An 11,630-nucleotide genomic window follows, 5' to 3' on the forward strand; every position below is an offset into this window, starting at 1 on the left:
TTACTGACCCGTCGGCATAAAATTCCCGGACACAAATTTCCATTGATTCTGTTCTTTCGCCAGATTAACCTCAATCTCAAACAGACTATCCAAATTGCCCTTAAGCACTGCCGCTACCCGCTGACCCTCTTCTTCTTGAAATGTCCATTCATTAAACTTAATCTCGCCGCGTCTTTCTAATGCTATGGGCAGAAATGGATTTTCTTGGAGTCTTTGTTGATATTCCTCAAAGGTCATTTGCTCCCGAAGCTGACTGGAGGCATTTTCATAAGCGGCCCGGACATTTTGATTTATGGCAATGCCTTTTTCTAGGCGCATAAAATGATTAGTTGCGGCTTGATTCACGGACCGAATTTCGGGTAGATAAGTTCTCATCAACGAAAATCCTATCCCCAATCCCGCTAAACTCACCAACAGCAAAATAATGCCAATTATCTTTTTAAACGTAAAAATATATCGGTCCTCAACAATAATGCCCGGAACCCCCGCATCCCGATTAATCACTAAAGTTCTGGCATAGCGATCGCCCAAAGTTTGGGTTTTCGGCGACATTAACAACGGCGCTAGAAGCAAGAGCATATCCACCGGCTTAAAAAGATTCCGGACCAGCGCTTGAAGCAGACTAGGGCGGCGTCCCCGTAGGGTGACGACTTCTTCTTGAAAAATTAACTTACCCAAAGTCCAACCCAAGGTGGCTTCTAACAAGGTAAAATAAACAATAAAAACTAAAAATACAATAAAAATCTTGGGAACATCCGGAGCAATAAAGGTAATACTATTTACGCCAGTACGGGGTAAAAAATCAATTCCTAATCCCACAGAGAACCAAACCAGGGCAATCAGAATAAAATCAATGACCGCTGCAATTATCCTTCGGAAAAAGCCAGGAAATAAACTTTGGGCCGGGTAACTTGCCATGAGCATGATATCGAGAGAAATTAGGTAACAGTTTACATAATGCCATAGATGAACCCGGGCAACGGAGGATTCAGGGGAAAATCCCCGGGGATTTAGGGAGTCCGAAGTCAAATCGTTAGCCTGGAAGGAATTCCAGGGTTGGGGGGTTCCAGAGGGTTGGCGATCGCTGCTTAACCTTGGCCCCTAGACCTCGGACTCGATTAAAATCCTGAAACATTTCCCCAAAAGCCGATAATGATGAGTTATCGTGGTGAAATAACTGGCGCTACGCTGGAAAGTTCTATGAAAAAACTTCTGCTCCTCTCCTTATTTATAGTGGGTTTGAGCTTTGCCCTGTTTAACTTCAAGGGTTTAGCCAATCAAGGCACTTTCGAGTCCATTGTTCTGGATTTTCGGGATGATCTTCCCCGAGTCGAACTCGACCAACAAATCAATGCGATCGCCTCCGAGTATGGCGTTACCCCCCGTCTCAACTCCGAGTTTTCCGTGGATGATCACCTGTATGTGGTCAACGGCGATCGCGACCTACTCAAGACCCTCAAAAAATCTGAGGTTTCTCAATACACAGAATACATTGAGCCCGCTTACGAATATCAAACCCTCGATATTCCCAACGACCCATTCTACGCCCAACAGTGGAATCTGCGCAGCATCAACGTAGAAAAAGCCTGGAGTGACACCAAAGGCAGTGGCATCACCGTCGCAGTGATTGATACCGGAGTCAGTCGCGTTCCGGACTTAAAAAATACCAAATTTGTCAAAGGATACGACTTCGTTAACAATCGCGAACTCGCCGATGATGATAATGGACATGGGACCCACGTCGCTGGAACCATCGCCCAAACTACCAATAATGGCTATGGCGTCGCTGGAATCGCTTATGAAGCCAGCATCATGCCCCTGAAAGTCTTAAGCGCCAGTGGGGGCGGCAACGTTGCCGATATCGCCGAAGCGATTAAATTTGCGGCAGATAACGGGGCCGATGTGATTAACATGAGCTTGGGTGGGGCCGGTGAAAGTAACGCCATGAAAGAGGCAGTCGCCTACGCCCATAACAAAGGAGTCGTCATCATTGCTGCTGCTGGCAACGAACAGCGCAACAGTGCCTCCTATCCAGCCCGCTATACCAACGTGATTGGCGTAGCGGCGATCGATTCCACCGGACAAAAAGCCCCCTACTCTAACTTTGGGGCCGGTGTAGATATTTCCGCCCCCGGTGGCGATACCACCAAAGGAAACGAAGGCGGAATCCTCCAGGAAACCATCTCCTTTGACCCCGATACCAATCTTCCCGGTTTTGCCTTTCAAGCTTATCAAGGCACCAGTATGGCGGCCCCTCATGTGGCCGGTGTCGCAGCCTTGATTAAAGCCTCTGGCGTCACTGACCCGGAAAAAATTACCGCAATCCTCAAAGAATCAGCGCGGGAAGTGAAAGAAGACCCCCTCAACCACTTTGGGGCGGGACATCTGGATGCTGCTAGTGCAGTAGCCCTCGCTAAAACGGGTCAATTTGATTTTGGTCACTTCTTTAGCGACTTCTTCCGCTGGTTGCGCGATAACGGCTATCTCAACCCCCGTTTCTGGATTGATGGCGGCGTTTACGCCCTGTTACCGAAAGTCTTAATGGTCGTCGGGTCCTATCTGATTGCCTGGTTACTGAAGATGTATTTCCCGTTCAGTTGGACCATGAGTATGGCGACGGGACTGGTTGCTGGCAGTTCTGGATTATTCGTCTTCCGTGGATTCTATATCTTTGATCTACCCCAGTGGCCCTTCCGTATCCTGGGCAGTTCAATTCCAGAATTAGGAACCTCCATCTCCGGCAGTAGTGCCTTCAATCCGCTATTTGCCAGTGTCCTCATTCCCGTGGTTCTGATTCTGTTGCTGTTGGGACATCCCCAATGGAAATGGTTTGCGATCGGTTCCACCATTGGGGTGGCAACCTGTCTGGGAATTAGTGCCCTGTTAGCACCGGCCCCAACCTTATTATGGATTGGCAGTGGCATCGGTGCCCGGGCCTTTTTACTGGTGAATGCCTTCTTATGCTTGGCACTTGCCCGGATCGCGATGAAGGATGAGGGACAAATTGCATGAGTATTAATGTAAAAGGGACTATCGAACGCAAAAATATCGGACCGGGTGCTTGGGCATTGGTTTCCGATAGCGGTGAAACCTACGAGATTTATCAAGGTGCACCGGCGGATTTGTTAAAAGCGGGTCAAAAGGTCAAAGTCAAAGGTCAGGTCCGCGATGATGTGATGACAATGGCAATGATTGGCCCGGTTTTAGAGGTGAAATCCTTTGAGGCGATCGCCTCCGATTAGATTAACTGAACACTTCATCTAAAAAAGGCGCACCCTGCATGGGTGCGCCTTTTTTATCTGGAATCCGGTTCTCAGAATTTGGTATCCGGGACCAGAAACCGGGTTTCTAACCCAGATTTAGTCTGATTGCCAAAGATGATGTCAAGAAACCCGGTTTCTAACCAATGGCATAAATCGCCCCCAGGACCAGAAACCGGGTTTCTAACCCAAATTTAGTCTGATTGCCAAAGATGATGTCAAGAAACCCGGTTTCTAACCAATGGGATACCCTCGAACTAAAGATGGTCAAAAATTTTGATAAAAAAAACCGGCTCAAAAGAGCCGGGAAACGTCAATCAGGGTGCATCTACCATTCCTTTCTTCTTGAGATCCCCCTGCAATCCGGAAAAATTATTGCTAAACTAGAGATTAAGCAGGCACAAAGCGAACCTGTGCCATCAGGCTGTCACTACATTTGCAAGGGAGAGGAAACGTCAATTAGGGTGCGTTCCTCTCCGGCCAATCAGGTTTTTATGTGTCTGTCCCGTCAATCAGCGTCAGGGATTCTGCTTTCAGGAGCGATTGAGTGGTGCATCTAAAGGGTCCCAATCCGGGCGATCGCTCCTCAACTACCCATTAAAAAAATCCCTAGCTCCTAACAACTAGGGATGGACTTTTGAGTGCATCTATATTTGATCCTTCTCAGATTTTTCAGCTTAACCGGATCACGGTAAAAGAGATCTGTAACCCGTTTAATATTGATTGGGGTTGAAGCTTTGAGGTGAACAGTCCGCCATTTGAGCGGGCTGATTCTCCCTTCTTTATCACTTGATCGCACGCTGAAATGTCTCAATTGTCAGCAACTTAATGGCCAAAAGCTTAAAAAAATCCCGGCGTTTTGGTGCCGGGATATATCCATCAGGGTGCATCTACCACTCTATTGTTCTCGATAGAGCTGATGCATTCCGGACAGTTGCCAGCATTTTATCAGATAATTTTTGCAGTCATTGCTTAGGGGGTTAACAGCCAATTTTGATTGGAGAATGAAAAATTTTCTTTAGCCGGGTAACTTTTCCACAGCGGTTTCGTCTATCCGGAAAGAGTCTATAATAACATTCCTCTAACTCGGGGAAAGATTTGAGGGTTCATCTATAAAGTGACGATTTAAACAGGGGATAAACTGAGCTGAAGAAACCCAGGAAAATGAGCAAATATCAACCCATTTTTATGGGAATTTTCCAGTCAGTTATCCACTTTATCCCCTTAAAACTAGAGTTAAAAATAAAGGGGCCAGCCTCAACCTAACCGCAGGTCAGCCCCAGAGATAGGATATAAACAGTGAGCAGGAGTGCAGGGAAACTGTGAGCCAGAAATTTGAAGAATTACATATTTCTGTAACCCCAGTTGGGGAAGATAAGTATCTGGTGCGGACCGAACAAGCACCGAAAGGCGTGCTACCGGCGGAGGAACAAGTTGTCTGGCCGGTAGAGGGATGGTTGAGCCAAGCGACTAAGCTAATGGAAGATCCATTATCGATGTTGATGCGCTTACAGGATCAACCCGATTCTTCCTCGAACTCCCCAAGGGGCAATTCAGAACGGACTACGTTAGGAAACTTAGTAGAACTGGGTCAGGAACTTTATCAGGCGTTGTTTCAAGGCAGCTTACTCGATCGCATGACTTCCGCCCAAGCGATCGCCCATAACCAAGGGAATGTGCTGCGCTTACGCCTGGGACTCAAAGGCCCTCACCTGCCTCGTTTACCGTGGGAGGTGATTCACGAAGAAACCCGGGCGATCGCCACGGGAAAAGACCTCGTATTCTCCCGCTATCAACCCACCCTCGCCCCTGTCGCCCTCCCCGGAAATACCGGCGATCGGGTTAAAATTTTGATGGTCTTGGCCGCACCCACGGACCGGGAAAATCTCGCCCTGAAACGGGAAGCAGTTCACCTCCAGGAAGACCTCAAAGCGCGCTGGCGCAGTGGCACTCCGGTTACCGGCAAACCCCCACAAATCCAACTGGATATCCTGGAACAACCCAACCGAGAAGAACTCACCCGCGCCTTAGAACAAAATCATTACCAAGTCTTACATTACTCCGGTCACAGCGATGTTGGTGCCGGTGGCGGGGAACTGTATCTCGTCAACCGGAAAACTGGCTTAAGCGAAGTTCTCACCGGCAACGACCTGGCGGGATTGTTAGTCAATGCCGGAATTCGCATGGCTGTCTTTAACTCCTGTCGCGGGGCTTATACTGCCAGTTCTGACCCTACCGATGCCACCGGCAGACGGTCTCTAGCCGAGGCCCTGGTCAAGCGGGGTGTTCCCGGGGTTCTGGCAATGGCGGAACGAATCACCGATGATGTCGCCCTGACCCTGACGCGGTTATTTTATTACAACATCAAACAAGGTTATCCCGTAGACCTCAGCCTGAATCGGGCCAGACAGGGGTTGATGTCTGCCTATGGTTCTCACGAACTCTACTGGGCGCTACCCGTGCTGTATCTCCATCCCGAATTTGATGGATATCTCACATCGGAACAAGAAACCACCGGGAATCCTCGCACCACGGTCGGCGATCGCCCGCTTCCCCGTCAAACCTCCCCGATTCCCCAGGAAATCGCCGCTGCCAGTTCCCTCTCCCCCTTCTCACCCCCGAACACTTCTCACTCCCGCGAAGCTCTCGATTTCAGCACCATCCCCCCCTCCCGCACGGGAACAATGACGGTGCAAAGCGCTTTTGCTGAGGATGACTCCGAGTTGTTCGATGAGGGAGACCTTGAAGGGGTTTATGAAGATATCATGTATGACGAACTCGATGAGGATGAGGCCGTCTCCGTGGTGTCCGAGTTGTTCCGAGAAATGGTAGGTGAGACTGACCCCGAAACTGATGCAGTGCATCGGCAGAACAGCCAAGTCCAAAAGGCGTTTGATATCCTCGAAGAAACCATCACCGAGGAGTTACCCCCCACGGCTAAAACTCCCCCTTACACCGCCGAAAATTGGCCGTTACCGGCCACGGATGCGCCTCTAACTCAGCCGCCACGGCAGAAGACGTTGAGTACCGTCAAATCCTTCGGGTATAAATGGCGTGTGGCGATCGGTGCAGCAGTGGCGATCGCCATTGCTGGGGCGGGATTCTGGACCGGACAAACTCGCTTTTCTGCCGCCACCCGAGAACCGGGGACCGTATTTCCTCCCACCGCTTCGATCGCCCTGGAGTCTCCCTTATCTCCGGGAAATCAGGCCAATTTCAGTCAATTACAAACCCCAGAAGTGGGCAAATTAGCCTTTGCTTACTTTAACGAAGGGGATGCGATCGCCGGTCAAAAAGCGGTAGAAGAACTCCTCCAACCCCAACGCAGCGCCCTCAATTATGCCGAAGCGGTACTCAGTGGCGTTCCCGAACCTCATAAATTTGACTCCAGTATCACCTTCCTATGGGGTCGCCTCGCATGGCAAGCGGTCCTCTCCGGCAATCCTAAATACAGCCTGGATGATGTCCGGCGCTATTGGACTCGCGCCGTCCAACAAGAACCCAATAATCCCACCTATTACAATGCTTTAGGATTTGCCTACTACGCCGATGGCAACTTCAAAAAAGCCGAAGATGCTTGGATGGAGTCGTTAAAACTACTCGAAAAAATGCCATTAACTGGGGCAAAAAATTCCACCACCCCCGAATCGGCTCCCCTAGAAAGTTATGATGCTCTAACAGCTTATGCCGGATTTTCCCTAATCCTGAGTCGTTCTGCATCGGAACTACCCCCAGGCGATCGGGCGGAAGTCCTGAGTAAAGCCATTAAACTCCGCAAAATCGTCCTCAACGCCGATCCCTTGAGTTTCCAACCCGACGCCCTAGCAACGGACTGGATGTGGCCCGAATCCGCCCTAGAAGATTGGCGATCGCTCCTCATGACCCGAGAGTAATCCCTATAGTCATAAAAGAAAGCGAGCAAGATGCTCGCACTCCAAGGGGTTCATAATTTTCTAAAGTCGTTATCCCCGTTCGTAGTAACGACTTCAGTCGTTATCCCCGTTCGTAGTAACGACTTAAGTCGTTATCCCCGTTCGTAGTAACGACTTCAGCCGTTCCCCCATGTTAGTAGAGACGCAAAATATAGCGTCTCTACTAACATCTCCCCATTCCAAATCACTCGTTCTCCCGAACTTCTGGAACCTCAATCAACCCAGGACTCACCAACACATTCCAAGAACTCCAAGCCATCCCCATCAACAGCACCCAGGCCAAAAGCCCCAATACCCAAGGCTGCTTTTGAAAAAATCGCACCAGAGACTCAGAAGCGGATCGTTTCCTCACCGCCCGGACCCTGCGCGGATGACCCCCGGCCCCCTTCCCCTCGGGCAACAGAGGGTGACTGCCTTCTTCCCTCAACCGCCTCAAATAATCCAGATGAGCATCCTGACTCCCGCTTAATTCTCGCAATCGCGCCAACTGACTCTCCCGGTTTGGCATAAAAGCGCGTAACCGATTAATCTGTCGCCGATCCGATACAGTAAACGGTTTTAAAAGTCTCGAACTCATAAATTGCTCCTCGAATCACCAACCTGAGTGAGTTCTAGTTGCCACCCATTCCCTTTAATTGGCTGACCTTATTCCTTACTTTTATCAGTATGCCGCTCGATCGCTAACTCAATCAAGCGGTCTACTAATTCCGTAAAAGAAACCCCCGTGTTAGCCCAGAGTTGCGGGTACATACTGAAGGCGGTAAAACCGGGTAGGGTATTAATTTCATTAATAAAAATCTCGCCGGTTGCTTCCACATAGAAAAAGTCTACCCGACTCAACCCAGCCCCATCAACGGCTTCAAAAGCCCGGATTGCCATCTCCTGAATTTGAGTGACGACTGCCTCGGGTAATTCTGCTGGAATGATCCAGGAGGCTTTGCCGTCGGTATATTTGGTTTCATAGTCGTAAAAATCACTATCATAAGTAATTTCTCCAACCACAGAAGCCTTAGCATTATCATTCCCTAAAACCGCACATTCCACTTCCCGCGCTACCACTCCCGCCTCTACAATCAGACGGCGATCGTAACTGGCGGCACTATCCAAAGCGGCCTCTAATTCACTGCGCGATCGCACCTTAGAAATCCCCACAGATGAACCTAAATTCGCCGGTTTCACAAAGCAGGGATAACCCAAATTTTGCTCAATTTCATCACAGAGTTTCGGGAATACACAAGGGTTGGACCAAACCTGCGATCGGGTCACCGCCATATACTTCACTTGGGGCAAATCCGCACGACTAAACGCCGTTTTCATCGCCAATTTGTCCATCCCCACTGCCGAACCCATCACCCCAGTTCCGACAAAGGGGACCTGCATTAATGTCAGCAAACCTTGAATTGTCCCATCTTCCCCATTGGGACCATGCAGAATCGGAAACCACACCTCGACAGTCCCCGCTTCTGCTGGAAATTGCCATAATTTGGCCCGATCGCCCGTCTCTCCCCCCTCATTCCGGGGAACTCCCGCATCTAACACCTGTTGCGCCACTGCTGGGGAGTGCCATAACCCGTCTTTGTCGATATAAAAGGGCAGAGTTTCGTATTTCTGAGCATTCGATTCCCCTGCCAATGCCTTGGCGATCGCCCTTGCCGAAATGATAGAGACCTCATGTTCTCCGGAACGACCGCCAAATAATAATCCGACCCGCAACTTAGCCATTGTTGACCCCTTTTAACCTTGGTGATTTTAGCCGTTAGAGTGGCAATCGATGACTCGCTTCCCAACTCTTGCATCTAAAATACGATGGACCGCATCCCTTGTCCGAGATACAGTAGCATAAGTTGTCGGATTTTTGCCCATCCTGGGCCTAGTCTTCTCAAAATCTGTTAGGGTACTCTCAACTCGTAGGCGCTACTCGCTGCCGTATCCAGCATCACCTGGGACCCATCGCGATCGGTCCGATACACCCAAGTTTCTTCGCCATCGCTGGCGGTGACTTCCCACCCAGACACGACAATTTGGGTGCAAAAACTGCCCGGTTCCGTCAGTCCCAAACAACCATCGGGCCAACTGCGCCGTTGCGCTGCTACAATCTCAAATTGCGATCGCCCTTCCCCGGTTTGTTCGGCAACTGCATCTAATACTTTTTCGCTAATGGCTTCCGGTAACTCGGCGATCGCCCCTGACTGGTCTGGGGTTGCTTCTATCTGGACAATCTCACTGTTTTGTCCTAAACTAACAGAATTAGACTCTTCCGGATTGCTGAAAACTACTGCTATTCCGATGATTGCAATCATTCCAATTCCAAGTAAGGCGATCGCGGGTTTATTCATAACTCTCCTTGATTAATTACTATCAACCCAACCGGCGCGGCCAAAAAAAGTAGGCGCGGGGGGTTGCACTTCTTGACTTTGTGTTTTATTATATTCATAATGGGATGTTGACTCTAATAATATTTTGGCAAAGCCTCCCATTATAAAAAGAATTTTAACAAAGTCAATCCCCCTTGTCTAGCCCTATCCGCCCTTTTTTTAGAAAAACCCTGTAAATTTTTGTAACAAAAGAAAAATCCATCATCCCCATCAGTGAAAATCCGTGAAATCAGTGGTTAAAAATCCCTGAAATCAGTGGTTAAAAAACCATCCCCAACCAAAACAGGAAAAAAAATCATGATCTTAATTGGAAACATCATCTGGCTAATTTTCGGAGGATTCGTCACCGGAGTGGGGTATATCATCGGAGGACTTGGGATGTGTCTCACAATTGTCGGCATTCCCTTCGGATTGGAAACCATTAAACTGGGAATCGCCACCATGACCCCGTTCGGAAAGGAAATTGTCGAGGATGACAATCCCAACAGTAACCTCAAGCTTGTGTTAAATGCGATTTGGATTATCTTCTTCGGTTGGGAGATTGCGATCGCGCACTTAGTCCTCGCTGCCTTATTCTTCGTGAGCCTCATCGGACTACCCTTTGCCGAACAGCATTTTAAATTAGTGGCGATCGCGCTGTTTCCCTTTGGACGAGACTTGAGAAAAGTGCGATAAAACTGAGTGCGCCACAACCGGCGGGGGATAAATCCCCCGCCTCATAGCTAAAGTCGTCTAAAGACGACTGCAAGCCTAATCCCGTGGTGTTTTTAGTCGGTTTCAACCGACTTGATTCTGTTAGGCGGGGGTTTGAACCCCCGCCGGGTGGGTGTGGCAACTGCAAGCCTGATACAGTGGTGTTTTCAGTCGGTTTCAACCGACTTGATTCTGTTAGGCGGGGGTTTGAACCCCCGCCGGGTGGGTGTGGCAACTGCAAGCCTGATACAGTGGTGTTTTCAGTCGGTTTCAACCGACGTAGCGGCGCTCATAGAAGCGCCGCGACAGGCCGCCAATCGATTTATCCCCCGCCGGGTGGGTGTTGCAACCCCATTCTAGCCATCCCTCGAACCATTGACGGAGTGAGAGTCTCAGGAAAACCTGACCCAGACCTTGGGAACAGTTGAGGACAAGTGAGACTTGCGTACAGATGAACACAGCCTAACACTGTGCCTCTGACTCCAGCCCCTCCAACCGCAGAAAATACACCCGCCCCGAACTATCTCCTGCCACCACCGTCACCCCATCCGACGCTATGCCACAGGAAAACATCATACCATCCCCGGTAAACGTGGCTAACACTTCTCCCGTAGCCAAATCCCACAGTTTCAGGGTGTTATCATAAGATGCGGAAACCGCTTGTTTGCCGTCAGGGTTGATGGTCACTGCTTTTACCGCGCTACTATGCCCTATGAAGGTGGCCAGTTCCGACCCCGTAGCCAAATCCCACAATTTCAGGGTCTTATCCGAGGATGCGGAAACCGCTTGTTTGCCGTCCGGGGTGATGGCCACTGCCCATATCAAGTCACTATGCCCAGTGAGGGTGGCCAGTTCCGACCCGGTGGCCAAATCCCACAGTTTCAGGGTCTTATCCGAGGATGCGGAAACCGCTTGTTTGCCCGAAGGAGTGATGGCGAGTGCGGTTACCGAGTCACTATGCCCGGTGAGAGTGGCTAGTTCCCACCCGATGAACAAATCCCACAGTTTCAGGGTGTTATCCCTGGATGCGGAAACCGCTTGGTTACCCGAAGGTGTGATGGCGACTGCATTTACCGAGTCACTATGCCCGGTGAGGGTGGCTAGTTCCGACCCGGTGGCCAAATCCCACAGTTTCAGGCTGTTATTATCATTGGATGCGGAAATCGCTTGTTTCCCCCAAGGTGTGATGGCGACTGCCATTACCGAGTCATTATGCCCGGTGAGGGTGGCTAGTTCCGACCCGGTGGCCAAATCCCACAGTTTCAGGCTGTTATTATCATTGGATGCAGAAACCGCTTGTTTCCCCCAAGGTGTGATGGCGACTGCCATTACCGAGTCATTATGCCCGGTGAGGGTGGCTAGTTCCGACC

General features: G+C 49.9%; 9 protein-coding genes. 4 read left to right on the forward strand and 5 right to left on the reverse strand.

Annotated features, from left to right (window positions below; all coding sequences use genetic code 11):
* Positions 1–918, reverse strand: coding sequence for an RDD family protein (locus tag NG795_RS01545; RefSeq protein ID WP_367286909.1), 918 nt, complete (start codon positions 916–918; stop codon positions 1–3).
* Between the two features lie 282 nt (positions 919–1,200).
* On the opposite strand from NG795_RS01545, the gene NG795_RS01550 reads away from it, so the two are divergent.
* The 3 genes from NG795_RS01550 to NG795_RS01560 all read left to right on the forward strand — a co-directional run bounded on the left by NG795_RS01550 (position 1,201) and on the right by NG795_RS01560 (position 7,153).
* Positions 1,201–3,012, forward strand: coding sequence for a S8 family peptidase (locus NG795_RS01550; protein ID WP_367286910.1), 1,812 nt, complete (start codon positions 1,201–1,203; stop codon positions 3,010–3,012).
* Positions 3,009–3,242: a hypothetical protein gene (locus tag NG795_RS01555; RefSeq protein ID WP_015150504.1), complete on the forward strand. Its 234-nt coding sequence runs from the start codon at positions 3,009–3,011 to the stop codon at positions 3,240–3,242. Before NG795_RS01550 ends, NG795_RS01555 begins: the two co-directional genes overlap by 4 nt.
* A gap of 1,340 nt (positions 3,243–4,582) precedes the next feature.
* Positions 4,583–7,153: a CHAT domain-containing protein gene (locus NG795_RS01560; RefSeq protein WP_367286911.1), complete on the forward strand. Its 2,571-nt coding sequence runs from the start codon at positions 4,583–4,585 to the stop codon at positions 7,151–7,153.
* 223 nt (positions 7,154–7,376) lie between these two features.
* Here the strand turns inward: NG795_RS01560 and NG795_RS01565 are convergent, their stop codons facing one another.
* The 3 genes from NG795_RS01565 to NG795_RS01575 all read right to left on the reverse strand — a co-directional run bounded on the left by NG795_RS01565 (position 7,377) and on the right by NG795_RS01575 (position 9,528).
* Entirely contained in the window at positions 7,377–7,769 is a 393-nt protein-coding gene (locus tag NG795_RS01565; protein ID WP_367286912.1) for a hypothetical protein, read from the reverse strand.
* Positions 7,770–7,837: 68 nt separating this feature from the next.
* On the reverse strand, positions 7,838–8,914 hold the full coding sequence (locus NG795_RS01570; RefSeq protein ID WP_367286913.1) for a D-alanine--D-alanine ligase family protein: 1,077 nt from the start codon (positions 8,912–8,914) through the stop codon (positions 7,838–7,840).
* A 167-nt stretch (positions 8,915–9,081) separates the two neighbouring features.
* Complete coding sequence (locus NG795_RS01575) at positions 9,082–9,528, reverse strand: DUF8738 domain-containing protein (protein WP_367286914.1); 447 nt, start codon at positions 9,526–9,528, stop codon at positions 9,082–9,084.
* 336 nt (positions 9,529–9,864) lie between these two features.
* Here NG795_RS01575 and NG795_RS01580 point away from each other — a divergent pair, with 336 nt between their 5' ends.
* Positions 9,865–10,242 carry a YccF domain-containing protein gene (locus NG795_RS01580; protein WP_367286915.1) on the forward strand — a complete coding sequence of 126 codons (378 nt, stop codon included), beginning with the start codon at positions 9,865–9,867 and terminating at the stop codon, positions 10,240–10,242.
* 480 nt (positions 10,243–10,722) lie between these two features.
* Here NG795_RS01580 and NG795_RS01585 read toward each other — a convergent pair.
* On the reverse strand, positions 10,723–11,630 hold a 908-nt coding region (locus NG795_RS01585; protein ID WP_367286916.1), incomplete at its 5' end, for a WD40 repeat domain-containing protein.

This window comes from Laspinema palackyanum D2c (assembly GCF_025370875.1).
In the GTDB taxonomy this organism is placed as follows: domain Bacteria; phylum Cyanobacteriota; class Cyanobacteriia; order Cyanobacteriales; family Laspinemataceae; genus Laspinema; species Laspinema palackyanum.

Bases quoted from the DNA above. Each gene is read 5' to 3' on its own strand.
- NG795_RS01545 (WP_367286909.1), bottom strand. From the start codon at position 918: ATGGCAAGTTACCCGGCCCAAAGTTTATTTCCTGGCTTTTTCCGAAGG.
- NG795_RS01550 (WP_367286910.1), top strand. From the start codon at position 1,201: ATGAAAAAACTTCTGCTCCTCTCCTTATTTATAGTGGGTTTGAGCTTT.
- NG795_RS01555 (WP_015150504.1), top strand. From the start codon at position 3,009: ATGAGTATTAATGTAAAAGGGACTATCGAACGCAAAAATATCGGACCG.
- NG795_RS01565 (WP_367286912.1), bottom strand. From the start codon at position 7,769: ATGAGTTCGAGACTTTTAAAACCGTTTACTGTATCGGATCGGCGACAG.
- NG795_RS01570 (WP_367286913.1), bottom strand. From the start codon at position 8,914: ATGGCTAAGTTGCGGGTCGGATTATTATTTGGCGGTCGTTCCGGAGAA.
- NG795_RS01575 (WP_367286914.1), bottom strand. From the start codon at position 9,528: ATGAATAAACCCGCGATCGCCTTACTTGGAATTGGAATGATTGCAATC.
- NG795_RS01580 (WP_367286915.1), top strand. From the start codon at position 9,865: ATGATCTTAATTGGAAACATCATCTGGCTAATTTTCGGAGGATTCGTC.